This is a genomic window from Sodalis sp. (in: enterobacteria) (assembly GCF_036327475.1).
Taxonomy (GTDB): Bacteria; Pseudomonadota; Gammaproteobacteria; order Enterobacterales; family Enterobacteriaceae.
Window position 1 is genome coordinate 1,540,277 of record NZ_CP132913.1, and the last position, 25,489, is coordinate 1,565,765.

Annotated in this window: 16 protein-coding genes, 2 tRNA genes, 2 rRNA genes and 9 pseudogenes; 17 read left to right on the forward strand and 12 right to left on the reverse strand. The window is 51.8% G+C overall.

All coding sequences use genetic code 11. The features are described from left to right. Together GPOALKHO_RS08320 and GPOALKHO_RS08325 are read right to left on the reverse strand one after the other, a co-directional pair. Nucleotides 1-1,038, reverse strand: a pseudogene (locus GPOALKHO_RS08320) (DegT/DnrJ/EryC1/StrS family aminotransferase). 1,162 nt (nucleotides 1,039-2,200) lie between these two features. Further along, on the reverse strand, nucleotides 2,201-2,434 hold the full coding sequence (locus GPOALKHO_RS08325; protein ID WP_406702106.1) for a hypothetical protein: 234 nt from the start codon (nucleotides 2,432-2,434) through the stop codon (nucleotides 2,201-2,203). A 689-nt stretch (nucleotides 2,435-3,123) separates the two neighbouring features. On the opposite strand from GPOALKHO_RS08325, the gene GPOALKHO_RS08330 reads away from it, so the two are divergent. Beyond that, complete coding sequence (locus tag GPOALKHO_RS08330) at nucleotides 3,124-3,270, forward strand: hypothetical protein (RefSeq protein ID WP_406702107.1); 147 nt, start codon at nucleotides 3,124-3,126, stop codon at nucleotides 3,268-3,270. Nucleotides 3,271-3,489: 219 nt separating this feature from the next. Here GPOALKHO_RS08330 and GPOALKHO_RS08335 read toward each other — a convergent pair. After that, nucleotides 3,490-5,324 (reverse strand): annotated as a pseudogene (locus tag GPOALKHO_RS08335) (HAD-IC family P-type ATPase); the annotation flags it as partial. 71 nt (nucleotides 5,325-5,395) lie between these two features. Between GPOALKHO_RS08335 and GPOALKHO_RS08340 the strand changes: the two are divergent. The 4 genes and pseudogenes from GPOALKHO_RS08340 (at nucleotide 5,396) to GPOALKHO_RS08355 (ending at nucleotide 6,773) form a co-directional block, all read left to right on the forward strand. Next, nucleotides 5,396-5,551 carry a hypothetical protein gene (locus GPOALKHO_RS08340; RefSeq protein ID WP_406702108.1) on the forward strand — a complete coding sequence of 52 codons (156 nt, stop codon included), beginning with the start codon at nucleotides 5,396-5,398 and terminating at the stop codon, nucleotides 5,549-5,551. Between the two features lie 58 nt (nucleotides 5,552-5,609). Next, nucleotides 5,610-5,843 carry a hypothetical protein gene (locus GPOALKHO_RS08345; RefSeq protein WP_406702110.1) on the forward strand — a complete coding sequence of 78 codons (234 nt, stop codon included), beginning with the start codon at nucleotides 5,610-5,612 and terminating at the stop codon, nucleotides 5,841-5,843. Between the two features lie 259 nt (nucleotides 5,844-6,102). Continuing rightward, nucleotides 6,103-6,432: a DMT family transporter gene (locus GPOALKHO_RS08350; RefSeq protein ID WP_406702112.1), complete on the forward strand. Its 330-nt coding sequence runs from the start codon at nucleotides 6,103-6,105 to the stop codon at nucleotides 6,430-6,432. Between the two features lie 43 nt (nucleotides 6,433-6,475). Further along, a pseudogene (locus GPOALKHO_RS08355) lies at nucleotides 6,476-6,773 on the forward strand (hypothetical protein). A gap of 139 nt (nucleotides 6,774-6,912) precedes the next feature. Here GPOALKHO_RS08355 and GPOALKHO_RS08360 read toward each other — a convergent pair. Beyond that, nucleotides 6,913-7,527: pseudogene (locus GPOALKHO_RS08360) on the reverse strand (outer membrane protein OmpK). Nucleotides 7,528-8,179: 652 nt separating this feature from the next. Here GPOALKHO_RS08360 and GPOALKHO_RS08365 point away from each other — a divergent pair. After that, nucleotides 8,180-8,347 carry a hypothetical protein gene (locus GPOALKHO_RS08365; protein WP_406702114.1) on the forward strand — a complete coding sequence of 56 codons (168 nt, stop codon included), beginning with the start codon at nucleotides 8,180-8,182 and terminating at the stop codon, nucleotides 8,345-8,347. Here the strand turns inward: GPOALKHO_RS08365 and GPOALKHO_RS08370 are convergent. Then, nucleotides 8,344-8,559, reverse strand: a complete 216-nt coding sequence (locus GPOALKHO_RS08370; RefSeq protein WP_406702116.1) for a hypothetical protein — start codon at nucleotides 8,557-8,559, stop codon at nucleotides 8,344-8,346. The genes GPOALKHO_RS08365 and GPOALKHO_RS08370 overlap by 4 nt on opposite strands. Next, complete coding sequence (locus GPOALKHO_RS08375; protein ID WP_406702118.1) at nucleotides 8,552-8,818, reverse strand: hypothetical protein; 267 nt, start codon at nucleotides 8,816-8,818, stop codon at nucleotides 8,552-8,554. Before GPOALKHO_RS08375 ends, GPOALKHO_RS08370 begins: the two co-directional genes overlap by 8 nt. A 629-nt stretch (nucleotides 8,819-9,447) precedes the next feature. Between GPOALKHO_RS08375 and GPOALKHO_RS08380 the strand changes: the two genes are divergently transcribed. From GPOALKHO_RS08380 to GPOALKHO_RS08415, 8 genes and pseudogenes are all read left to right on the forward strand, one after another. Then, nucleotides 9,448-9,576 carry a hypothetical protein gene (locus tag GPOALKHO_RS08380; RefSeq protein ID WP_406702119.1) on the forward strand — a complete coding sequence of 43 codons (129 nt, stop codon included), beginning with the start codon at nucleotides 9,448-9,450 and terminating at the stop codon, nucleotides 9,574-9,576. A gap of 3 nt (nucleotides 9,577-9,579) precedes the next feature. Further along, a pseudogene (locus GPOALKHO_RS08385) lies at nucleotides 9,580-9,845 on the forward strand (ribonucleotide-diphosphate reductase subunit beta); the annotation flags it as partial. A 605-nt stretch (nucleotides 9,846-10,450) separates the two neighbouring features. Next, a pseudogene (locus GPOALKHO_RS08390) lies at nucleotides 10,451-11,225 on the forward strand (glycine betaine/L-proline ABC transporter ATP-binding protein); the annotation flags it as partial. A gap of 107 nt (nucleotides 11,226-11,332) precedes the next feature. Continuing rightward, nucleotides 11,333-11,609 (forward strand): annotated as a pseudogene (locus tag GPOALKHO_RS08395) (proline/betaine ABC transporter permease ProW); the annotation flags it as partial. A 438-nt stretch (nucleotides 11,610-12,047) separates the two neighbouring features. Next, entirely contained in the window at nucleotides 12,048-12,332 is a 285-nt protein-coding gene (locus tag GPOALKHO_RS08400) for a hypothetical protein (protein WP_406702121.1), read from the forward strand. Between the two features lie 363 nt (nucleotides 12,333-12,695). Continuing rightward, nucleotides 12,696-12,857, forward strand: coding sequence for a hypothetical protein (locus GPOALKHO_RS08405; RefSeq protein ID WP_406702122.1), 162 nt, complete (start codon nucleotides 12,696-12,698; stop codon nucleotides 12,855-12,857). 145 nt (nucleotides 12,858-13,002) lie between these two features. Next, nucleotides 13,003-13,560 (forward strand): annotated as a pseudogene (locus tag GPOALKHO_RS08410) (AzlC family ABC transporter permease); the annotation flags it as partial. A 76-nt stretch (nucleotides 13,561-13,636) separates the two neighbouring features. Then, the gene (locus tag GPOALKHO_RS08415; RefSeq protein WP_406703510.1) at nucleotides 13,637-13,942 is read left to right on the forward strand and encodes a hypothetical protein; all 306 of its coding nucleotides are present in this window, start codon (nucleotides 13,637-13,639) and stop codon (nucleotides 13,940-13,942) included. A gap of 676 nt (nucleotides 13,943-14,618) precedes the next feature. Here the strand turns inward: GPOALKHO_RS08415 and GPOALKHO_RS08420 are convergent. Beyond that, complete coding sequence (locus GPOALKHO_RS08420; protein WP_406702123.1) at nucleotides 14,619-15,752, reverse strand: tRNA/rRNA methyltransferase; 1,134 nt, start codon at nucleotides 15,750-15,752, stop codon at nucleotides 14,619-14,621. Nucleotides 15,753-15,985: 233 nt separating this feature from the next. Between GPOALKHO_RS08420 and trxC the strand changes: the two genes are divergently transcribed. From trxC to pssA, 3 genes are all read left to right on the forward strand, one after another. After that, on the forward strand, nucleotides 15,986-16,411 hold the full coding sequence (gene trxC, locus GPOALKHO_RS08425) for a thioredoxin TrxC (RefSeq protein ID WP_406702125.1): 426 nt from the start codon (nucleotides 15,986-15,988) through the stop codon (nucleotides 16,409-16,411). A 486-nt stretch (nucleotides 16,412-16,897) separates the two neighbouring features. Beyond that, entirely contained in the window at nucleotides 16,898-17,173 is a 276-nt protein-coding gene (locus tag GPOALKHO_RS08430; RefSeq protein ID WP_406702126.1) for a hypothetical protein, read from the forward strand. Between the two features lie 1,292 nt (nucleotides 17,174-18,465). Next, complete coding sequence (gene pssA, locus GPOALKHO_RS08435) at nucleotides 18,466-19,821, forward strand: CDP-diacylglycerol--serine O-phosphatidyltransferase (protein ID WP_406703463.1); 1,356 nt, start codon at nucleotides 18,466-18,468, stop codon at nucleotides 19,819-19,821. A gap of 834 nt (nucleotides 19,822-20,655) precedes the next feature. On the opposite strand, the pseudogene GPOALKHO_RS08440 reads toward pssA, so the two are convergent. The 5 genes and pseudogenes from GPOALKHO_RS08440 to GPOALKHO_RS08460 all read right to left on the reverse strand — a co-directional run. Next, nucleotides 20,656-21,399: pseudogene (locus GPOALKHO_RS08440) on the reverse strand (PTS transporter subunit EIIC); the annotation flags it as partial. 102 nt (nucleotides 21,400-21,501) lie between these two features. Further along, nucleotides 21,502-21,618, reverse strand: a 5S ribosomal RNA gene (gene rrf, locus GPOALKHO_RS08445). A 222-nt stretch (nucleotides 21,619-21,840) separates the two neighbouring features. Continuing rightward, nucleotides 21,841-24,749: ribosomal RNA gene (locus GPOALKHO_RS08450) — 23S ribosomal RNA — on the reverse strand. Between the two features lie 358 nt (nucleotides 24,750-25,107). Further along, nucleotides 25,108-25,183: transfer RNA gene (locus tag GPOALKHO_RS08455), tRNA-Ala, on the reverse strand. A 173-nt stretch (nucleotides 25,184-25,356) separates the two neighbouring features. Further along, nucleotides 25,357-25,433 (reverse strand) — tRNA-Ile (locus GPOALKHO_RS08460). Nucleotides 25,434-25,489: the final 56 nt, after the last annotated feature.

Genomic DNA, 25,489 nt, shown 5'->3' on the forward strand with positions numbered 1-25,489 from the left:
TCAAACCTTCGAAATGGCGCGCAGCGCAGCAATCACGCGCTCAACTTCGTCATCATTCACGGAGGGAAAAGTGGCAGCGAATACATGCGCACGGAGTTCCACTCGGTGTCCGACAGAACCAAATCGGGAAACGCTCGCGGTAATAACACTGCGTATGGGCGGCGCGGAAATGCAGGCCGGTGTCGATGCCGCATTCTTTCAGCACCTACATCAGACCGTCGGGATCAATGTCGCACCGCCGTTCGTTGACGCGGATGATAAACAGATGCTAAGCGTGGCGGTGTTCCCAAGTGGGCACCGCAAGCGGAGAAAACGGCGTATCGGCTAGCCCGTTCAGATAGCACTTCGCCAGGGCCGCACGACGCGTGTTATGCTGCAGTTTATCAAGCTGCAGCAGCGCTATGGCGGCATTGATATCGGCCAGGTTGTATTTGTAACTCGACGACATCATCTCCGCCTGCGGAGCCCAACCCTGCATATTGCGATCGAACGCATCAACTGACAGATCGTGAAACTTAAGACTGCGAATGCGATGTGCTAGCGCATCGTCCACGTGGCGGCTTTTGTAGCCGGTGCCCTACATGCGCCGTATCCTCAATCTCAATCACCGGGATGCCGTAGCGTGCGCCTAGTGCGCGAACAGCACCGAATCCGCCGGCGCACCGGCGTAATGAACGAGCACAATGGCGCAGGTACGCGCGGTGATCGCCGCTTTGATAATCGCCGGCGTCACCATCAGCGTGTCGAGGTTGACATCGACCATAACCGGCTCAGCCCGAGCAAGTAGATCATATTTAGGGTGGAACCCACCTCAAAAGCGTAATCACCTCATCACCCGGCCACAGCCCTCAAAGACATGAGCGTGTGCATACTGCCGGTCGCCGAGCTCATGGCAATTGCCAGTTAATTGCAGAACGCCTGTTCCAGCTCTGCGCATTTCGGCCGGGCGGTAATCCAGCCAGACTGCAATACCTCACCGACGGCGGCGAGGTCGGCCTCACCCAGCACAGGTCGAGGGAACGGCAAAAATTCAGACATTATTCGGTTTCTCTTCAAAATGATGCAAGTGATATGATTGGCGCGAACGGTATTACCGCTGAACGGTAACCTTCTGTAATGAATGACTGCGCTACAAACCGAAAAGATCTTAACTGAATTTCCTTAAATGAAAATTAGGAGCGGCAATGAATAAGGCCATTTTAAATGTTTGTTTAAGTTTTGTTTACCATTCATATGCGGGTATTCTATCATCACGCCATGCAACATTTTTCTTATCGCTGTATCGACTGCAATTAGTCTATGCTTAGATAAGATAAGTTAGCGTAATAAACGAAATCGTTACCCTCACCCTGTATCGGTTTTTCTCAACTTTGTATATGGAAATAATTCAAATACTCCTTAATGAAATCAATAATCTTGGCGTATTATCTGTCATTAACATTTGCAGTGGTTGCGTCCATAAAAAGCAAAGCGCGTGACTTTTCCGCGAATATCCTCATTTCTCTTTTGCATAGGTAAGCCACTCGGTACGTGTAAACGAACCTCGGCATGGGGGAAACCGCGTGCCATCGGCATTGGGAAACTTGAACCATAGGCAAAGGGGCCGCCAGCAACAGGCGTAAGTGGAGCACAAACCCCAGGTGTCTGGAATATCAGCCTAGGCAATGGGAAGTGTCGCGCGTAGCCGTAGATGAGCGGCGGCGCAGGCGTGATAACGAACGGATTGCCCGGCCTGGCTTGAAAGCCGGCGGTATGCCTCTTTACCGCTAGTCCCCATGGCGCTGCCTTTCCTAACCGCCTGGTGCTGTGGAAGGCAGCACGGTTTTATAACGGTGTTCATTGTTCATGGTGCGGGCATAGATTGTAATAATATGATGATAAGCGTGGAATCCAGGCAGGTGAACGCCTGTTGGATAAAGATCTTCACTAGAACTCCCATACCGATGATATTATATTGATACTTATAAAAGATGCTAGACCCTGCATACTACCCGTCTTGATAGGCGACATTGCATTTAATCCGGTTCGGCAAATAAGCATATTAAAGACCGCACTAACCTGCTTATGGGTGACACCGTACACGAACAGAAACATATTATTATTCATATGGTTAGATTCGATCATGATATAGGCGTCCGGCTTCATGGCAATGATTTTTCCAGTGAAACAAACCCGGACACGCCCGGTAACAGCGTGTAACCTACATTTTACGTCTACCGATTCTACCGTCCACCTCAACCATTATTGCCATGAGTAAAACAGCAGTTGTCGCTATTGTCGGAAATAGGCTCAATAAATACCGTGGGTTTGCATGCTGGCGAGCTTTGAGGATAAAAGCGGCGTATTCGCCGGGGCGCGCCTCCTGATTCAACGTCTTGCCCAATAACGTAGCGGCGGTATTCTTTTCTGGATGCAGTTTATAATCGATAAACATCACCGGGATACCGAGCCAGAGAGGCTATCGCAGCCGTCCTGCATATGATACTCTGGAACCCTTTCGCCAGCGTAAGAGTTTGGCCGTCCATATCAGTGACCGTCAGCGGATAAGTGCTCGCCAGGTAGTCGGCCGAGACGCATAGCGCGTCAACCGTCATCATCTTGATTTTTAATACATATATTGATACTAATTATTAGTAATAAAGCAAAGCGCCTGTACCTGTTATCGTATTTGTAACCATAACGAGTCTTTGCCATTAAGCTTTTGTCGCGCGACACCACCATCTTGCGGCGACACAGGCAGGTGACAGAAAGAAAGTTCATTCATGAATCAACGGCAGAAAACTCTCTCACCAGCCTCCAAGGCCAGTTTGCTGTGGGTGGCAACCGTCGTTTCGTGATAATTTAACTTTAATGATTCAGCCATAATCAACCGCACCATCCTGGCTTTGCCGTAACTTAAACCTACAGTAGTAGACGCGCATTATGGCAAGATCCTCTTTCTCGTTCTCTTTTTGTTCTGACTCTGGCGGTCATCCTCATCTGACTTGTCGTCATCACTAGCAGCATGCTGCTAGTGATGCTGCTTCATGCTATGCATTATGCATGGCTTGCCGCACATCATCAGCCAAGAGAGCTTTTTACAGGGAGACCGCCACCCACTACTGCGGCCGCGCCGGCGTGCCGATGTCACGCGGTCTGGTGACGGGCGGCGTGCTATTTGTATTTGTACTGGAAGTGCTGATGGGAACGTTCAGCTTCACGGTGATGATCCCGGCACTAGCCTGCTGCCCTAATCACGGCGATGGTCGCCTGGGCGGAGCTTGGCAATGAAACGCGGTTCATTTGCTTGCCATGGCGGCGATGCTCGCACCTCTGGTCTCGGCGTTGCTGGTCGACCGCTGTGTGGCTAGCTGCCTACGCTTTAGCTGCCTCACCCGCAGCGCCAGGAACGTGGCGCAGCGAAACGCGCCCTGTTGCCCGTGCTATGCCTGTTGAATTTTAGCGTTATCGGGTTGCTGGCGGCGACGTCCCCTACTTTACTGGGCAACGCTAAGGGTCCCGCGCAAACGGTTTCACCAGGAACATGATCAAACCAATCGCCAGAGTAATGGCCCAATAGCGCAACGGCAGCGCCGCGGCACAAAGCAGCTTCAGAAAAATGGAGCATGGATGATAAGCAGCTGAAACAGCAGCACAGCACTGATCACCCAAATGCCGCGGTTGGCAGCAAACTTTATATTCAGCGAGAAGTCGTTTAACAGTACATTGCGAATGAATTCAGCCGAATGTCCGGCAGCTGTTGCTAGGCTTCCAGTACAAAGGCAAAGGCGCTAAGTGGTATCATGCCACTAACAAACACCGCGCACCAATGGCAAAGCAGTCCATGACATGCAGGCAGGAATTGCGAGGCGGCCGCCGGCCATACCGACGATCTCTTGACTACTTTGCAGCGCCTGCCAGGACAGGACGGAATTTATCATCCTGGCTGGTACATGCAAAATATTATAGGTCTGCTCTGCTTCGCTAAGTTGTGTTTCGTCCATAATCTCCGGTTTGCGACCAGTAATGGCCTGATGCGCGCTGCCGATACCGAGCATATTGTCTGTGCCCATCGCCGTCTGCGGGTGGTCGCCGGTGCATTTTCACCCGCATGCCGGTCTGCCAGCAGTTGCGAATTGCGGCGATCGCTTCCGGGGCGCGGAGGATCCATCATACTGCTTATGCCGAGGAAAATAGCTCCATGTTCAAGATCCTGATGTGTCAGACGTAATCCTTCGCGCGCATACTCGGCGATTTTACTTTCCAAATAGGGTAGGTCGATAACGCCTGCAGGCCTTTTCCGTCTGCTATTCACGGCACAGCCTGAGACAGCACATCCGGCGCGCCGGTGAGCAAAATGCGCTCTTTATCGCCGACAAGGTGATGCGTCGCCATATACTTATGTCGAAAGTGATCTTATCTGCGCAATGCGCTGGCGACGAGGGGAAGCGTCATCTTGGTGGCCGGCACTTTCAGCACGCCTTCCGTCGGACCGCCGGTCACTTGCCAGTGGCCGTTTTCATCTTGCATCAGTTGACCGTCATTAGAGAGATCGATGATGCGCAAATAGCGCTCCAGCAGCGAATCGGAGACGGGCGTCTGACTATCTCCGAGATGCATCGCACTCACCGGTGCATAACTGTCCCCTCCACGCGATAAACCCGATCGGCGGTAATCATCGCTTGCACCGTCACTTCATTCATGGTCAACGTGCCGGTTTTATCGTGATAGATAACTGTCATCGCACCTAAGGTTTCTACGGTTGGCAACTTGCGAATGATGGCATGCTGGCGCGCCATGGTCACCACGCCAAGGATAAAATAACAGAAATGATAGCGGATAGCCCTTCAGACACCGGAGGCGACGACCAGGATGATAAGCGACGACAGCGATTCCGTCATCGGCATCTCGAGAAACAGTGGGCTGAAGGCGAACAGCGCGGCCATCATAACCAAGATGCTGATAAAATGCTTTTGCTGAGTTTGTCCATTTGTACCAGCAACAGCGTACGGTGCTGCTCAATGTCAGACATCATCTGGTGGATATAACCCAGTTCGGTGACGCCGATGGTTTTGACCACCACGCCTTTGCCCGTGACCGGAACTCACGGTTGTCTAGGAGAACACTAGATTGGTGCGGTCGCCGAGCGAAAGTTCGCACGTCAGCGCGGCGGTCGTTTTTCCGTTGACTCGCCGGTGAGAATAGCCTCTTCGACGCGCGGGCCGTAAGCCTCGTGATTCCCGATCCGCCGAGATGCGGTCGCCAGCGCGGATCTCTACCACATCACTCGGTACCAGCGCTGCGGTAGGCGCCGTTTCATGCGCGCCCTGCCGGATCGCCACCGCTCGTTAGGGAGCATACAAATTCGTTATCCGCCCGTTAATCAGCCATTTTCTACAGCGTTATCCGCAGGTGGATGTTGCCCTTACAGTTGACCAATGCCCTGCCGGATTTGTTGGCCAGCGACTTGGGCATGCTTATCATCATCGGTAACTGGCCGCCGGCGCAGAGCAACTGCCGGAGGTTTAGCGCAGCACGATTGTATTTTGTTGGGGGAAATGCTAGAGGGTAACCGCCAGTGATTCCGTCAGGGTAAATAGCGGCGGTAGGTCGAGGTGTACGGTCGTTTTGTGAGCAACCGCCGTGAAGCGCGTATGGCGGTAGTCATCGAGCATTTGCGCATTACCTGCCTGCCGCACTTTACCACCGCCACGCTAGCAGAGGGGACGCTGGTGCCGATATTGCCACAATGGCGTTTGATGACCCCATCAAGGCATGACCTGGGTGCCATCTCACCTCAATCCCCAGTTGCCGCCCAACATGCTGGTATTTATAGATTTTCTGTCGACGTCCTTGACCGATAATGCCGGCGATCGCTCTTCTTTTCACTGGTGAATAACCCTGTCAAGCGCCGACGAACGCAAAGACCTTGATGGGAATAAGCGGTTACTTCAATCGCTTTTCAACCCAATCAACGCACAGGAAAATGTGTTTATCACATTTCTGAGCGGGTAGACTTTATTCGCCGCTACTGCGCGTCTTGCTTACACAACAGGAGATGGTATTTTTTCCACGCGCGAAAAGTGGTAGTCTTGAAGTTTGATTACTTGGTTAGAGTCATCTATGGCTTATCTCTATTTATTTGTTGCTATCATTGCGGAAGTCATTGCTACCTCGTCTATCAAAGCATCTGCGGGCTTTAGCAAACTGGTGCCTTCTCTTTTAGTGATAATCGGTTACGCCATCTCGTTTACTCTGTTGTCGCTTGTCCTTAAAACCGTACCTATCGGCATCGCTTATGCCAGTTGGTGCGGTTTAGGCATTGTTTTTGTCGCTATCGTAAGCTATTTCCTGTATGGGCAAAAATTGGATGTCGTGTCAATATGTGGTATTACCATGATCATCGCCGGCGTTTTGATTATTAATCTATTCTCCAAAACCGCCGATTATTGATCGGCTTTATTATATCTTAACTCAACTAACCGAAAATGTGTTAATGAAAACAACAAGCCAAGTTTCAGAGGATCATCATATTAAGCTGCGCTTGTTGGAACGTGAAGATCTGTACTTTATTCATCAGCTCAATAGTAATGAGATGATGATGTGCTACTGGTTTGAGGAACCATGCTGTAGCGACTCATCTGGCGCTGACTTTCGGATTTATGGTACTTAATCTGTATAAACTGTATTTTATCGTTGACGAAGAGAACACTAAAGCCATCCATATCTATACCAAGTTGGATGTCAAACAAGAAGAGGTTTTGTTGCAGGAATTTTTCATCAACAACCAATAGCGTAATACGCTGAGAATATACTTGTTTCAGCACTAAATATCAGAATGTCCGTGCGACAGCGCTAAAAACGCTAACAGGCCTTCGGATCCCGACCTGGAAAATGGCCGCACGTCAGCGCGCAACGGCACCTGGATTATCATTAAAAGACACGGCCCACAACAGCTCTTAGATAGAGCAACGCTGAACGGCCACCGCCAAAATCCAGCCGGCTGCCGTCGCGCCACTGGCCACTATCAATAGATAGCAACCAGCGAGTAATGCCGATGATCATAGGCTAGGGCCAGAATATGGCTGGAGGCGATAACATTATTGCTGCGTGTACCGCCGACGTTGTCGACTAAATCATAGCCAAAGTCAAAGCTAGTGAAACCGATATAACTTAGACAGACGATCTATATTGTGGTGAGAGGATAGAAATATTTTATTTTGACGCGATACCCATCCAAGCTATTTTCATTGCTGACGCCATAATTTTTTACTTTGTATAAATATTCAATGACAGCGCTAGATCACTGTGGTAGCGATATCAACGTAATGATTGGCTCCATGAATGGCGACTACCCTTTTATCCAAAAGACCACGATCGGCGCTATTACCGACACAAACCACTCTTTGTGGGTCAATGCCTCATATTCTAGATAAACGTCATATTTAGTTCCGGAACGAAGTTTGTATGATAGCTACCGACAACGCTTACGCTCTGGTGCCACTAGTCAGAAAGATCTTGATCGCTGTGGTTACCGCTACCCGCCACAGCTGAGGCGCTACAGATTAAGGCGAAAGTGCCCCACCGCTTTATTCTTTATTTTCATTTTATGAAATGACACCAAAGCAGCCATGAGAATTGAACATATAATATACTGATGAAACGTTTCAAAAGGATAATCCTCGTAATATCAGTCGGTCGTAACTCGAAACACCTTTAGCGGCTTTCCGCCGCCGTGCTTCCCTGACTAAATAAGCTTTTAATCCAACGCTGTCTCGATCACCGTTAACGGTTCAGCATTACCCTAAATGTCTTGTCTTTTAAGAAAAAATACTAGGATATGTCGCAGATAAAATAACCAGAATGGATAATTATGTTTTATCCGGCTTGCAGCTTAATCTGAAGCCATGCCGGAACCGTGAAAGAGAGAGGTCGTGTCACCGTTTCGTCTCGCCGAATCCGTCCAGGAGATGACGGGCCCAACGCCACCGACCGCCCCTGTCATCTGGCTTTGATGCGTATCTTAAACGCGGTTAGAGCTGGAGTGAAATGCCTTTTAGCGTCTTGGCTCTACGCATACTGTTGAGTGGGGGGATTGCCCTATAGCATCCCGATCACTTCTCGTGCTAACAGCAGCGAGGAATAGGTAGCGGTCGGCATCCATATTGTCACCGACGGGGAACAGTCCAAGACCGGTTACGTGCGTGAACGCATTGAGGGTTTTGAACTTCGGCCGGGCGCGGGCTACACAGCGTTTGATGCCGAAGTTGAAGCGTTTCCTGTGTGCTATAAACACTATTTCGGTGAAGCAATGCCGGGCGACAATTTGACGCCGTTCGTGCCGGCGAATCTGAAGTTGGCACGCTAGCAACGACCGCCTGTCAAGAGGCGTTTACCCTTAGTAGCGCCGACCGGCGTGAGCAGTAATGATTTACCGCAGTAAAGATGATCGCCGTTGCGGACGCGCTGCGCGTAGGATATTAAACTATCATCGATGCTGGCTTCAAGCGCGAAAATCGACAGCGGTGCGCGGAACACGTCTTCAGGCAAGCGCTGCTCGATAATTGATCCATTAACCATAAAAAGGCCACCCTTGTCTATTAAAGCCCACCCTATCGTCCACCTCACGGGAGAAGTCCATTTCGTGCGTGACTTCGCGCGTGACCATCGTCATCCCCTGCTTCGCCAGATCTTTCATCATGTCCAGTACCACCACTACCTGCTCCGGATCCAGTGTGCTGGTCGGCTCACCGAACAGTATCAGACTGGGTTCATTGGCACGTGCGATCGTCACCCGTCGCCGCTGCTTGGTCGCCAGATAGACACGATGGATAGGCATTCAGTCGATACGACAAGTCGGCACGTCAAGCAGCGCTTCGTCTTGCTCCACCGTCTCAGCGCGGGCCAAGGGCCATCGCTAACACTGTTTTTCTCGATGCCGTAACGACGCGTGACATTGTATCAGGCGGAACTGACCGCACAAACTGCCATTGTCCAATGACGTTCCGTCATGAAACGCCCTATCCACCCAGGAGCAACAAGAACCGGATATTTACCCCGAGTCAATGCCCATACTCTGTATGAAGAGGCGGCATTTCCAATATCATATTTATTTTATAGCAGCGTTACACGCCCGTTCCTACAGCTCGATGTTCTCCACCCCCTGTTCCATGACGCATGTTCCACCCCCTGTTCCATGACGCATGTTGGATACCGCTTATCGCTGGAGAAAAGAGAATGGCGGTGCTGCAAAATAAGGCAGCTATTATTCTACGTCATTATCAACATAATAATCTGCAATCATTCTTATTTTATTCTAACTCCTTTGTTTTATTCCGGCTTCTATTTACCAATGTATTATTAGTACAATGTATTGTTCCAGTAAAAGCAAGCTGACTAATACCACAGATTTGATTCACCTTATTATTGCGGTACACAGATATCGGTTATAAATTTCAGCGCAGGTGGATGTTGCCCTTACAGTTGACCAATGCCCTGCCGGATTTGTTGGCCAGCGACTTCTGGCGGCGGCAACCGCCCTGGAGCGACGAAGACGGTCAAGTTGTTCGCCTATGGCCTGCTGTTGGCCTGCTGTAGGATCTCCATGAGAATGAGCTAACCTACAGCGCCGCGCTGTATGATGACGTCGATTGGACCTAGGACGTCACTGCTTTTTACATAATGCCAATAATGCATTGATAAATCTCAGTTATAAAGCACTGTTTCCGGCTTAGATGACTGCCATCAATCTCGCCATGCTTTCGGCCCTGTCGCCAAACGCGGATGAGAATCATGACTTATTCCCTGGCTCTATCTCCTCCTATATGATGGGGCGTGTGGTCAATATAGCAGATGAGGATAGATAAGCCGAAATTGCGGCACCGGCTAGATTCCCCAGCAGGCAATCGTGTTTTCCTGCAGACAAGTTGGTAAACAGTGAGATTGATACCTGACAATTTCACTTCTTAGGCATAAGCCGTGCTCCTACATTTCTTATTTCTCTTCTTCGCCACATCTGTAATGCCGTATTTCTTTCGCTCAAAACCATAATACTTGACTGATTTCTGACCCGATATTAAACGTAATGCGCGAATATTCCATTATGGCGATTGACTGGGTAAAACGCTCCATCTTGTAGCCAGGCACTATTATGCTTGCGCAAAAGAACCGTGGTAAGTACATTATTGCACACTTCCTCACTGATAGAACCGATACGGAGCGAGACCGAAACGGATACATATCCGCAAGCGGTCTCTCCACACCGCATTTTGCTGCTGATATCGAAGATAATATTTGCCGCAAGCCCTTATCTGCCGTAGTGGATCAGGCTGGAATAGGCTATTCGTGTCATGAACTATCTTTAAGACGGCTGGAGGTTGTCTCAGAATCTCTACATGTTAGTATGTAGAGCGTTTTAATTTGGTTATGATTATTTTATATAGTAGATACTATACGGGAAAACTATAATTTCATGGCAGTAAAACTTGAAATAAAAGCCTTTATAAAATATTTATTTTGTGAACACTATGAACAGGGCATTCAAATTGATTAACGCAGAGCAAGACAAAGATACCATATTTTTAAAACCTGTCTGACGGTTAACGTAAAATGCTAGTCTTTATGGGATTATCCGGCTCAATGCTGATTGACGGCGAAAACATCGCGAATATCACAGATGTCGCCCTGCGCGAGTGCGACGTAAAAAGCGCTGGAAGCCCTGTCGCAGGTGGGGCTGGAACAGTATGCACACTCCTAGCCAGATAAGCTGTCTGGCGACATGCGCCATCGTATCGGCTTGGCGTGCACTAGCCATCAATCCCGATAGATCCGCTTATTCGTACCCAAATGCAGGACGAACTTATTAAGTCACAGCCCCGCTATCAGCGCGCCATCATCTTTATCTCTCGTGAACGTGACAAAGCGATGCGCATCAGCGATCGCATCGCTATCATGCAAGGGTGCGAGGTGGTGCAGGTGAGCACGCCGGATGAGATCTTCAATAGTGGCGTGGATATATCGCAGGTATTTAGCGCCAAAGATAAAGATATCGCCCGTCGCCGGCCGGTAACCCTGATCTGTCAACCCGGGCGATTGGCCCGCGCTCCGCGCTGAGGCTGCTGCAAGATGAGGATCGTGATTTCGACTATGTGCTGAACACGGTCTCCATTGATTCGCTGAAGGCCGCCCTTTCCGCCAACGGTACTCTGAAAGACGCGTTGCTGTCATCGCCGGCCACCATCCCCGCAAAGGGATGCTACTGCAGACGCTGGATAATAAAAATGGGATGAATAATGAGTAACACCACAATCGATCCATGTGCGCCCGCGCATTTTCAATGTGCTTGCCTACTTTAAATCAAACGCTTATCCCCTCGAACGCTTATCCCCTCGTTCGCCGGGTCACCGAAGGCATGGATGGGTAGTATTACATTTTCGTTCGCTGTTCCAGAGCATCCGCGTCCCGGTGGACTTCACCCTAAACGGCTTTCAACATCTACTGCTTAGCCTACCGGCCCCGTGGTGATAATTATTTTCGCGCTGATAGCCTGGTAAATGTCGATGCTCGGCATGGGCGTGGCCACCATCGGCGGCGTTGGTATTGTGATCCTGGCGATTATCCTCGATCGTCTCCCCGAGGAGCGGGCAACGGCAGCGTATTGCGCCGAGACAAGCCATAAACAGCATAAACAGAACAGGAATTCCCCATCATTATACAGTTATCTGTGCGCTCGCGCTCACCGTCGTATTTACCCAGTGTGTCTGCGCTACCGCGCTGCCAGGTAAAGGCGTAGTGGTAAAGAGCAGTGAAAAGCGCTGCCGGAAGAATCATTTCAAACCGAGCTGGTTAATCAGGCGCTGCAGAAACTTGGCTACGACGCTCAAGCCCACTAATGAAGTGGATTACAACGTTACCACCCAGCCATCGCTAACGGCAATGCGACCTATCTGGCGGTGAACCAGAAACCTCGGATAGATAGAGATGTACGACCACGCTAGCAAAGATGGCAAACCCTACCGTCAGGGTACCTACTGCCTCTCAGCGATAAATTTGAACGCTGCAGTATGATCGTGATGATGGTGATTACCTCGACGCCATCCCTGCTGATGATGCTATTGGGCACCGCTTCTCTGACCGGCTTTTCCATGATGGCGCAGTCATGGTACCCTTCATGGCGGTCTGCTGCTCAGCATCCTGCTGGCGCGCTGGTGGATCTCGGCGGCTGGCAAACCGTATACTGGCTGGCGAGCGCGTTGATGGTGGTCATGGCAGTAATATACTGTGGTTTGCCCTGCCGCGGTATAAACAGTGCTCAATTACCGCCAACTACTCAGTTCAACAGCATTTATCGGTAATCGCCGATATTACGCAACCGTGCTCTGCCGGGCTACCTCAGCTTTGCTTGTTTTAGTAAACTTTGGACCTTCATGGCGTTTTGCTGACCGCGCCACCTTTATTTTAGCGAGTAGCGAGTCGAAAATCGGCCTGTTTGACCTGGTTGGCGCTGCGGGCGCATTAGCTGTCACTCGCGCCGGCGCGCTGGTAGACCGAGATAAAGTCAAAATGGCCATGCGGGGGGCTATTGCTGCCGTTCTTCTGGGTAGTGGCTATATCTCATTGGCTGTTGCTAGTGCTCGGGTATCATTGCCCTCGATTTGGTGGTGTATGGGCTGAACATCTCTAACCAAAGAGACGAACTAAAGAGTGATTTACCGCGTATGCCGGAGGCGCGTAACTGCTTAATCTCCGATTACATGAACAGCTATTTCGCCGGAGGCGCCTCCGAGTCGCGGGTATCCACCATGGCTTACCAAAGCGCCGGCTGGAACGGCGTCAGCCTCGCCGTCGGTCCATTTTGCCAGACCAATTTGTTATTGTGAATGCGCGACAGCTGTCACGAAGAGTCCAGCCTTCCTCGCATCCGATTCACGCGTGCGCCGCTGGTATTGATAAGATTCGCCGCCACGGCGCGTGGCGGCGTGCTCCTGGCTCCTGTAAGCCATCAAGGAAAGAAAGCGATTCATCATGGAGTATAACATTTCCGGTCTGCCGGCCACTACCGCACTCGCGACATTCCATCAGGACATGAAAGATAGCCTGCCGATTGTCATCAGGTATATGCCGATGGTGTTCGCCTTTGGGCTGAATACCGAAAAATTCGGCTTAACGCCGCTGAAAGTGGTATTGAAAGTGCTGTTCATCTTCTGCATCATTTACGTTGGCGCCAGCCAGTTTGTAATTACTATCCTGTTCAGCGCCGGCGTTTTACTGTGGATAGCAGTGCTGACGGTCATGGCGATGGACGTGCGTCTTTATTGAACCAGCACTGCGAACGCATTCCTTGCGCGTTGGCGCCCTGTAAAACCACCTTCTGGGCTTTCGGCCTGACCGATGAAGTCTTCGCCGCCGCCATCAGCCGCTTCAGTCGGGATAACTGCAACTGGAAGACTGGATACTAGGCGTCGCGCTATGTGCTTGGTTATCGTGGGTGGCCGGCACGCTGTCTGGCGTCTGTTCCGGCATGGTCTGCTCGATGATTGGCCCGCTGTCTCGGCGATACTAGGCTTTATGCTACCGGCGCTGGTCAGCGCCTTGGTGGGCCTCTGGTTGGTATCGATCCCCATGACATTCTGGGTTCGGCGACAGCTGTCTGGCAGCGTTGCTGTCGTTGTTACAGGAGGAGAGCGGTGACCAGTACCGTGTTGATCATTGGCTGCACGGTCTGGACGGCGATACGGCGATTTTCTGTTTCGCTGGTTACCGCTTTGCCTGGCGGGCAGCGCCGGCGGCCAGCCGTTATGCAACGGCCGCCCTAGATCGGATACTGGACAGTATCGGCATTACCGCCATTGTGCATTGCTGGTGGTCTCCACCTTACCTGACATCCCCCATCCTCCAGGAGTCGCAGCAGCGTAGCCGACCTGCGTTGGCGGGCGTTAACGGCGTTGTTTCGCCGCACTCGTAGTACCGTCGTAGTACCGTTATGGCGACACTCTTCTCAGCACGCTGACGTATGGAGTGGTGTACAAGTACCCGCCGACATTTTGATCGTAGCAGTTAAGAAGCAGGTGAATTGACATTACCTCAACACTTATATAGACGTCAAAACTTTTAGTTATTATATAACCTGAAACTAATGAGGTACAGGTTACCGATGGAAAGTTCGTTTACCTTCAAATGTTAACGCTGCGCGCGCAGCAAAAACGATTTTCCTTTCCAGGAAATGTTATTAACCCGTTTGTGCATGTGCATGTTTATGGCGTTGGTAACCCTGGAATCCTGGGTCAGCTGCAATATATCAGCCGTCAGAATTGAGTTCCCTCGTACCAACGCCACCTGCATACCGACGCGGCTAGATTGAACGTAAAGAGAGCGAAAATGACCGCCGTTGTTTGCAGTTGCATACAACGAACGTCAGGGCAGATGTTTCTCGATAATCTCTTGTCGCCGTAGACACTGCTCACTTTCCCTGTGATCGATGTTGAATGAAGCGGAAAAGCAGCAAATTGGAAAGCCTGACCCGCAAGCTATTAAACAAGCTGGACATGCATATCTCAGAGAGGATATGCTGGAGTGGGTTTTGTCGCTTGCCACAGCAAGCGACAAAAGGATCCTCCGCGACGTTTTGCGTCCCGCCACCGTCAACCGCGGTTTTGCCGCCACCACTCCGCCAATAAAATGCCGGCGCTAACGGACACATTCAAATTGGGTACACGACCAGTGCCGTTGATGACCACCGCGATATCCGCCTGCGACAGTATAGCTTGTGAGAGCGCACCGCCCTCTTCCGCTAATACCAGCACCGACCGGGCGGGCATCTTCACTTTGGAAAGTGGCGTGCCGCCACTACCGGCCAACGTCACCACGGTGTAACCTGCGCACTGAAAACGCTGCATGTCCTGCAACATATCGTCGCATTGAATGGCTTTGACGTACTCTGCCCCGCCTTCTGCGGTGCGCACCGCGGCGCCGGACTCCAATAGGGCGCTATCGCTCATCATCACGCCATTTACGCCGAAGTGCGCGCAACTGCGCAAGATTGCGCCGAGATTGTGAGGGTTATTAATCTGTTCAAGCGCCATAACACAAGCGTGTTGTTTTGCAGCGACGCTAGTCAAGTAACCGTCAGCGTCAAGACCGGCACGTTTTTTAATCAGAAAACAGACACCGCCGTGATGATCTGTGCCAGAGGCTTTGGCCAACTCATTATCCTCCACCACATGATAAGCCTTGCGGTTTGCCGCCATCCAGCGCAGTGTATCACGAAACCGCAGCGTCACCGATTGCTCGAACCAGGCTCGAACGATGGCATCTGGTCGATTGCGAAACAGCGCCTGACAGGCATTTTCCCCGTAAACGCGGGTTTCTTCGGCGCGCTGGCGGCGCAGCTGTTCGGGATCAATCTGACTTTTGCCGCTGATGCCTCCATGATTGTGTACGGCAACGTCATTCCCTGCGTAAAAGGTTTTCCACGGCGAGTCCGAGGTTTCGCCGCACGGCCGGCGGCCGGCACTGTCGTCGCAGGGCGGAGCATCCTGCCGGGCGCAACGCAGTGCGTCACCTGAAGAGGAGGTGCGTTCGGCACGTGCACCGCCACTGGCGCGGTCGCCGGGCACTCTCCACGGATTACGATCCTCATCACGCTGACCGCTCTTGCAATTGGTGGTGGAGCTGCGCGTGACAGTGCGGCGCGTTGACGCCTGGCATTCCTCTTTTCGCACATACATCACGCGGACTTTGCCATTCTTACCCTTTAACGTATCGCTATCGCTCATATTGTCCTTCCCTCTCTGATGGGCGCGAAGATTACCCGATCTCCGCCTATATGGCTACCGGGTTAATGTCAAAGCCGGCAACTATCGAAACTATTGAACAAATCATTTTGTCACCCGTTATTTCTTTTGCCACACTTCAAAGACTGTTCCACTACTAACTGACCCACTAAAGTGCGAATACTGTCCAGTCGCAAATTCCCGGTGTGGCGGTTACGCTCATTAGAGACAACATTATGAACACAGTTTGTGCATCCTGCCTGGCCACCAACCGCCTGCCGGACAACAGGATCAATGATGCCGCTAAATGCGGCCGCTGTGCTGAATTGCTGCTGGACGGTTCAGTTATTCACGCCACCGGCGCTACGCTTGACAAGCTGCTGCAAGACGATCTGCCTATCGTCATCGATTTCTGGGCCCCGTGGTGCAGCCCCTGCGTAGGTTTCGCGCCGGTGTTTAATGCCGTCGCCGGCGAACGTCGCGATAAAGTGCGCTTCATCAAGATCAATATCGAAGCCGAACCGGCGCTCAGCAGCCGTTTTGGTATTCGCAGTATTCCAACCATTATGTTATTCAAGCAAGGGCAGAAAGTAGACTCGCTTCATGGTGCAATACCGAAAGCGCCATTCAAGGAGTGGCTGGATGAAGGCCTCTCCCTCTAGGACACAACCTCCTAAACACACGCCGGCCCGTCATAAAGTGGGTCAGCGCAGTCAGACGACCTTCTCCAGGGGCGGTCCCGATACGGTAAGTAAAGCCCCTAAACTTATGCCGTAAGAAAACCGCCTTGATCGAATGGGCTGATGCACCCAGAAAGCCCAGACCGTGAGGCAAAAGCATTACCCTTCCTTAAGCGCTTTGGTAAATTCATCCTCTTTTTCCACCACTGGCCACGCCATGACCTTAAACGCTGCACGCCCATTTGCGCTTACAACACTCCACGCGCCCTTTTCGTGCCCACTGGCTAGGTCTTCCAGGTGCTGCGCTGCGATCTCTTCTGCTGCGTCGGCGCTGTTTGTGCAACACTATCATGCCCAAGCAGACCAACAGCTGATTCTGTCTGTGGGTATTCGACCCTGAACCCATCAAGGTCAGCAACACCGGGCGGGGTTAATCACCGATATTCTGCCGACGATACAAAATTCGTCTTGTCGCGTACCGAACCGGATCCGGCCATGCTGTGGGCGGTAGCCGATCCGCTCCATCAACCGTATCTCAACCGTATCTCGTGTTTCCCGCCGGCCCTACGTCGTGGGAAGCACGCGTGGTCAATCATGCGTTACCCAACGCCCGGCCGCCACGGCGAGGGCCACCATTGTGCCACGGAAGTGGACGCCGCCTCGCTTACCCTGGTGGGAGACAGGGCCGCCGCTGACGCGCTGATGGCGCATTTATCCTCTTTCACAGCCGCATCTGGCGGGTAAACCCCATGCGCCGCGCCTAGCGCCCCTAACAGCCATCTCCGCTGGCGATGGCGTTTATCGGTCTTAGTCTACCCAGCACGCGCCACTGTCCCACCCAGACAACGTGTCCGCGTCGATGCTTCATCGCTTCGCCGCACGGCTCCCTAGGGCTACCGTCAGCAGGAATGAATAAAACGCCTGCACTTATCCCGTTAACCAGCAAGGGATGCATAGATGAGTTTACGGCGACGGGACGGTACAGGTCTGTGCTGCCGATGACGCTGAATATCAGGCGGTCTGCGGCGTGCTCAGCTATCCTTTGATGGCATTGCTGCCGCTGACGTCGGCTCTGGCGGTAGTGTGTACCCACGCCAGGCTAAACAGCGCTGCTGACTGCGCTCGGCGAACGAGGCTGTAAAGCGGCCATCGTGCTTATAGAGCAGGACTCCGTCCTCGGCTCGCTGATTTTGTTAGGCGATAGCGAAGAGGTAGGTAGTGCTGACGCAGCTTAATATGGCCTGGCTATCATCTGCTGCAGGGATTAAAGACGGGCGCTCTGCGCAATAACCGCCCGCAGTATCCGCTGGAACCGCTACGCTCAGTCAACTGCTGGTGCAGGTGTCTGATTTAGTAGCTGATTGTTAGTAGCTGATTGCCAGAAAATTATCTGCTGCTGGCCTACGGCAGCGGATATGACGGCGCTAGATGCCAGTTTGCATTTAAGCGAATACCATGGCTACGCCGACGCGCGGCTGTCTATTCGGCCTTATCCCGGCCGATTTTGTCAGAAGATGAACCGCCACTGAAAGCTTTCAGTGGCTAACTGACCCGTAAAGATCTTTTATTACCGCTACTTCTGAAGATTTGGGCTATATGACACAAATTGACTACGATCGGGGAAAGGCGTTTGTAGTAGTCACGCAGCAACAAGAAGGTGAAGTCATCATCGGCGTCACCCGCGCTATTTTCCGATAGTAATGATGCGGAATTCGCGGTGCTGATGCGTGCCGATTTGAAAGCTGGGACTCGGGGCGCATGCTGCTGGAACATACCCAACAGCATGATAACGCTGGCGCGCAAATTAGGCTTCACGGTAGATATTTTAATTACAGGATGGCATCGGTTGCGCTGTCGTTAGCACTGGAACTTCTACAGAGAGCATTGCATCGATAGCGGCAAGGATTCGCCGGGCAAATTGAAACACCACAAGCAACGGAAGTAGTGGTATTATAACCTTATAACCAATGCAACGCAACTACCTGTTTGCACAGGGTCATTCCAACTTTCTATGACAAGAGAAGAAGCGCGCTGTGATGTTGTCAACTTTCAAACGCAGAAAACACCAACAACACCTTGCACAACTGCCAAAAATCCCCCAGACGGTTGCAGATGTTGAAACGCTTTTCAACCCTGAAGATTTCTATCAAGCGCTCATACGGGCCATCGCCGGTGCCCGACAGCGGATTTATCTTGTCGCGCTGTATCTAGAGCAGGACCAAGGCGGCCAACAGATCCTTGAGGCCACATATCAGGCAAAACGCACTGACCCTACGCTTGAAATAGGGATTCTCGTTGATTGGCACCGGGCGCAGCGCGGCCGCATCGGCGACGCCGCCGCCGATACCAACGCTGACTGGTACTGCCGGATGGCTCAAGCTCATCCAGGCGTGGACGTACCAGTCTATGGCGTACCGGTCAATACCCGTGAAGCGTTGGGCGTGTTGCATTTGAAGGGTTTTATCATCGACGACGAGGTTATCTACAGCGGCGCCAGCCTGAACGATGTCTATCTGCATCAGAAGGATAAATACCGCTACGATCGCTATCAGATTATCCGCAATCAGTCGCTGGCAGACACGCTGCTCGACTATATCACACAACACTTGCTCACGGCACCGGCAGTGAACCGACTGGACAACACCGCCCGACCGAAAAGTTTGGAAATAAAAAACGATACCCGATTGTTTCGTCAGACTCTGCGGGGGGCAGGCTATCGTTATCGAGGTGAGGCAGGCCACAATGAATTGGCCATTACCCCGCTGGTAGGATTGGGCAAACAAAGCCTGCTAAACAAAACAATCCACCATTTATTGTGCTCGACTCGCGATACCTTGACGCTGTGCACTCCTTATTTCAATTTGCCCACGCTGCTGGTACGCGATCTCATCAGGCTGCTACGCCTGGGAAGGCAAGTGGAGATCATTGTTGGCGACAAAACAGCTAACGATTTCTATATCCCGGAAGATCAGCCGTTTAAAATCATCGGTGCCCTACCTTACCTGTATGAAATCAACCTGCGCCGCTTTCTTATCCGTTTGCAGCGTTATGTAGACAACGGTCAACTGGTGGTGCGTCTATGGAAAGACGACGACAATAGCTATCACTTAAAAGGCGTTTGGGTGGACCAAGAGTGGCAATTACTGACCGGTAATAACCTGAACCCGCGGGCCTGGCGGCTCGATCTGGAGAATGCACTGCTGATTCACGATCCCACGCAGGCGCTGCGGGCACAGCGCCTGCGTGAACTCGCACTGATCCGTACCCACACTTTGGCGGTACGGCACTTCACCGAGTTGCAAAGCATCGCCGACTATCCGGTCAAAGTGCGTAAGCTTATCCGTCGTTTACGCCGTATCCGCATCGACCGTTTGATCAGACAGATACTCTGAACAGGCTGCGTTTTCTCCCCCGGCATGTTTACAGATTGGTCGCGCCCTTGGAAGCCAGAAGGCATCAAGGATGCTGACCTGCCACTGGAGTGCTAGTTGCAGCCATCTAGTCCAGGGTAGTTCGACCGGCCGTCGGCCGTAACACAACACTCCATTAGATCCGTGCACTACTGGCGTTGGCTAGCAGTGCGATCGCCGAACATCAATCGGCCTTGCCGGCGCGCAGTCGTAATATTGGCTTTGAACTCACCACCCGCACTCGCGTCGTTACTCGTTTCCATTGCAGAGGCATCGCACCCCATAAAGCGTCGTGCCAACAATATCGAAACTCTGACGTTCAGCCACGCGTGCCTATACTACGCTTGCAATATCGGCCATCAATAGTAATTGCGGATAATATCGGAACAAGCCACCTATTGTGCCAGCGAGTCGCCGCCGAAACGCGACTATTGGTGACGTCCATGACAACCAATAGGCCACTGAGTCGCCATAAGCTCATCTTTGCGGTATATTCAGTTGCTGTTGAGATAATCTCGTTTGATGATAGCGATAACCGGCAGCGCAACCTATCGTCGCACCGCCGCCACATCCACCAAGACTGTTGGTGCGGATCGCAGCAACCCACCTTGCTGTACTAACAACGCCATACATGCCATGTCTGGGCACCGTGCAGCGGTTCTCAGTTTGCCTGTAATTATCGTCAGCATGGATTCACGCGGTCTCTTTCTCTATTATTTCACAATTTCCGTCACATGGGAGCATAGATGACTTGCACAACACGTTGCCGCGTTTAATCACCCCGCAGGCGCTGACTTGCTTACGGGCCTCCGCCTGCAGAATATAGGCCAGCAAACTATCGAACACGGCGTGCAACACATACAGCGCAGCAATAAAGAGGAATGAAACTCGATAGGCTCAGTAATGCCGGTCAAGAAAGAAGTGAGCGCAGCCGACAGCAGCAGCCCTCCCACACCATCATTGTAATAAAATGTCCGGACATAAAACACGCTGTGCCGATATAATAATGCTGGTATTGGAATCCCCGCTAATTTCGTAAAGAAAGTGCGCTGAATCCCTCCACACAGCCAGCAGTATATCATCTCGCTGCCGCTAAGTGCTACGACCAGAACGGCAAATAGAAAATATGATGTAAGCCAAACTAGCCCAGCATCTGCAATACAAAACTATAGATAAAGGTCCCCAGAAATAGCCGGTTGCATCCACTAGACCGGCCGATTGGCGCAAAGTGCGAGCTACCGAAAAGCCGAGAAATTGCGGCAACACAATTTTGTTGCAACGGTTATCAGCCAATGAGACACCAAACCAATGACCACCCCGCCGAATATGCCCATCTCCAACGTCTGGATCCTAAGTGCTATCCCCTGACGTGAGCACTGGGATTGCTGATCGCCAGTTTATCACCTGCTGCATAGAGTATTAATCGCGGCATTCATCATTAAGATAGGTCAGCAGAGCCGCCATGCTGAGCCTCCCCTGATCCGTCTTTGCTAGCCCTACCGCCACATTGGATATTGCTCTCCGATACTCAGCAACAAAAACAAACCCACCCATTGTCAGAACGGCAATATATTCGGCGCCTGTAAATTTACCGCTTTATCTACGGTATAGCCTGGAAAATGCTAGCCCGATATTAACCAGCACAACCTTTTTAAAATGGATACCTGGCAGTTTCCTACTCTCGCATGGGGAAAACCCCACACTACCATCGGCGCTACGGCGTTTCACTTCTGAGTTCGGCATGGGGTCAGGTGGGACCACCGCGCTAGTGTCGCCAGGCAAATTCGTTGTCTGCACCGCTTTCGCCGTACGGAGGGCTCCGGGCTCTGGCTACCCAACCCTCACTTACGTGATCATCGGGCGTTATCCGGAACATCACTGATGGTGTCTCGTGTCTTGTCTCTTAGCACATGAGCGACCACATTTTGCCTGCATTTGCTGCAGGTGTTGGTGGTATTACCTGCACTTTTGTGGCTCGCTCTCAAACAGCTCAGGTGTTGTAAGGTTAAGTCTCACGGGTCATTAGTATCGGTTAGCTCAACGCCTCGCAGCGCTTACACACCCGACCTATCAACGTCATCGTCTTTAACGTCCCTTCAGGAGGCTCTAGACCTCAGGGAAGACTCATCTTGAGGCAAGTTTCCCGCTTAGATGCTTTCAGCGGTTATCTCTTCCGCACGTAGTTACCGGGCAATACCATTGGCATGACAACCCGAACACCAGTGGTGCGTCCACTCCGGTCCTCTCGTACTAGGAGCAGCCCCTCTCAATCTTCCAGCGCCCACGGCAGATAGGGACCGAACTGTCTCACGACGTTCTAAACCCAGCTCGCGTACCACTTTAAATGGCGAACAGCCATACCCTTGGGACCTACTTCAGCCCCAGGATGTGATGAGCCGACATCGAGGTGCCAAACACCGCCGTCGATATGAACTCTTGGGCGGTATCAGCCTGTTATCCCCGGAGTACCTTTTATTCGTTGAGCGATGGCCCTTCCATGCAGAACCACCGGATCACTAAGACCTGCTTTCGCACCTGCTCGAGCTGTCACTCTCACAGTCAAGCTAGCTTATGCCTTTACACTAACCTCACGATGTCCGACCGTGATTAGCTAACCTTCGTGCTCCTCCGTTACTCTTTGGGAGGAGACCGCCCCAGTCAAACTACCTACCAGACACTGTCCTCGGTCCGGATGACGGGCCTGAGTGAGAACATCAAACATTAAAGGGTGGTATTTCAAGATTGGCTCCATGCAGACTGGCGTCCGCACTTCAAAGCCTCCCACCTATCCTACACATCAAGGCTCAATGTTCTGTGTCAAGCTATAGTAAAGGTTCACGGGGTCTTTCCGTCTTGCCGCGGGTACACCGCATCTTCACGGCGAGTTCAATTTCACTGAGTCTCGGGTGGAGACAGCCTGGCCATCATTACGCCATTCGTGCAGGTCGGAACTTACCCGACAAGGAATTTCGCTACCTTAGGACCGTTATAGTTACGGCCGCCGTTTACCGGGGCTTCGATCAAGAGCTTCTCGCAAGCGATAACCCCATCAATTAACCTTCCGGCACCGGGCAGGCGTCACACCGTATACGTCCACTTTCGTGTTTGCACAGTGCTGTGTTTTTAATAAACAGTTGCAGCCAGCTGGTATCTGCGACTGGCTTCAGCTCGGGGCGCAAGGCCCTCCACCTACACACCAGCGTGCCTTCTCCCGAAGTTACGGCACCATTTTGCCTAGTTCCTTCACCCGAGTTCTCTCAAGCGCCTTGGTATTCTCTACCTGACCACCTGTGTCGGTTTGGGGTACGATTCGATGTGACCTGGAGCTTAGAGGCTTTTCCTGGAAGCGTAGCATCAATTCCTTCACCACCGTAGTGGCTCGTCATCACGCCTCAATGTTAAGAATGAGCGGATTTGCCTGCTCATTCCACCTTCACGCTTGAACCGGGACAACCGTCCCCCGGCGAACCTAGCTTTCTCCGTCCCCCCTTCGCAGTCACACCCAGTACAGGAATATTAACCTGTTTCCCATCGACTACGCCTTTCGGCCTCGCCTTAGGGGTCGACTCACCCTGCTCCGATTAACGTTGAACAGGAACCCTTGGTCTTCCGGCGAGCGGGCTTTTCACCCGCTTTATCGTTACTTATGTCAGCATTCGCACTTCTGATACCTCCAGCAGCCCTCACAGGTCACCTTCACAGGCTTACAGAACGCTCCCCTACCCAACAACACATACGTGTCGCTGCCGCAGCTTCGGTGTATGGTTTAGCCCCGTTACATCTTCCGCGCAGGCCGACTCGACCAGTGAGCTATTACGCTTTCTTTAAATGATGGCTGCTTCTAAGCCAACATCCTGGCTGTCTGGGCCTTCCCACATCGTTTCCCACTTAACCATGACTTTGGGACCTTAGCTGGCGGTCTGGGTTGTTTCCCTCTTCACGACGGACGTTAGCACCCGCCGTGTGTCTCCCGTGATAACATTCTACGGTATTCGCAGTTTGCATCGGATTGGTAATCCGGGATGGACCCCTAGCCGAAACAGTGCTCTACCCCCGTAGATGACTTCACGAGGCGCTACCTAAATAGCTTTCGGGGAGAACCAGCTATCTCCCGGTTTGATTGGCCTTTCACCCCCAGCCACCAGTCATCCGCTAATTTTTCAACATTAGTCGGTTCGGTCCTCCAGTTAGTACTACCCAACCTTCAACCTGCCAATGGCTAGATCACCGGGTTTCGGGTCTATATCCTGCAACTAAACGCCCAGTTAAGACTCGGTTTCCCTACGGCTCCCCTATATGGTTAACCTTGCTACAGAATATAAGTCGCTGACCCATTATACAAAAGGTACGCAGTCACACCCCGAAGGATGCTCCCACTGCTTGTACGTACACGGTTTCAGGTTCTATTTCACTCCCCTTGCCGGGGTTCTTTTCACCTTTCCCTCACGGTACTGGTTCACTATCGGTCAGTCAGGAGTATTTAGCCTTGGAGGATGGTCCCCCCATCTTCAGACAGGATATCACGTGTCCCGCCCTACTCATTGAGCTCACAACAAGCGCACCTTCGGATACGGGGCTATCACCCTCTGTCGCCGGACTTTCCAGACCGTTCTCCTGATGCGCAAGCTGATGATGGCTCTGGGCTGTTCCCCATTCGCTCGCCGCTACTGGGGGAATCTCGGTTGATTTCTTTTCCTCAGGGTACTGAGATGTTTCAGTTCCCCTGGTTCGCTTCGTCAGGCTATGGATTCACCTGACGATGATGCAACGAATTGCATCGGGTTTCCCCATTCGGACATCGCCGGCTGATAACGCTTCATATCAGCTCACCGGCGCTTTTCGCAGATTAACGCGTCCTTCATCGCCTTTGACTGCCTAGGCATCCACCGTATACGCTTAGTTACTTAACCTCACAACCCTGAGCTGTCTGCATTTGGTTCGACGGTCTGCCACGACTTCCGGGCTTTCAGTCACTTGCGTCGTCTCGCTTGAGTCTCACCATACAGGCGAGACTCGGCACAGTCTGTGAGGACCGGGCTGAAACGACAGCGCCTATCGCACGACAGTGATAACGTTAAGCGTTATCTCAGGTTTGCTTACTTCGTTTGAGAGACTCACATGCTGAGCTTGCACTTCAGCATGTGTTTCAAATTTTCAGCTTATTCCGGATTGTTAAAGAGCACGATATTTCAGAGCGCGTTTATCAAACGCGCTCTGAAACAAATCAACGACAGAAAAATCGCTCATCCCACAAATACATTCCATGAATGGTGGAGCTAAGCGGGATCGAACCGCTGACCTCCTGCGTGCAAAGCAGGCGCTCTCCCAATTGAGCTATAGCCCCAAGTCGTTCATCTTGCATATGCCTGGTCTACCTGCATGCCAGGTAATGCTTCGTTCACCACAGTCAATAAACAGGGCGACAGCCAATCTTCTTTTCACCGCATGCTGAACACAGCCTGACACGTTTGCCTGACAACAACACGCTGCGGTCTCATTCATCGGGATAAGTGTAACTGGTAGGCCTGAGTGGACTTGAACCACCGACCTCACCCTTATCAGGGGTGCGCTCTAACCACCTGAGCTACAAGCCTATAGGAGGTTTCTTGCTCGTGGTAGTTATCAGACAATCTGTGTGGGCACGTCACTT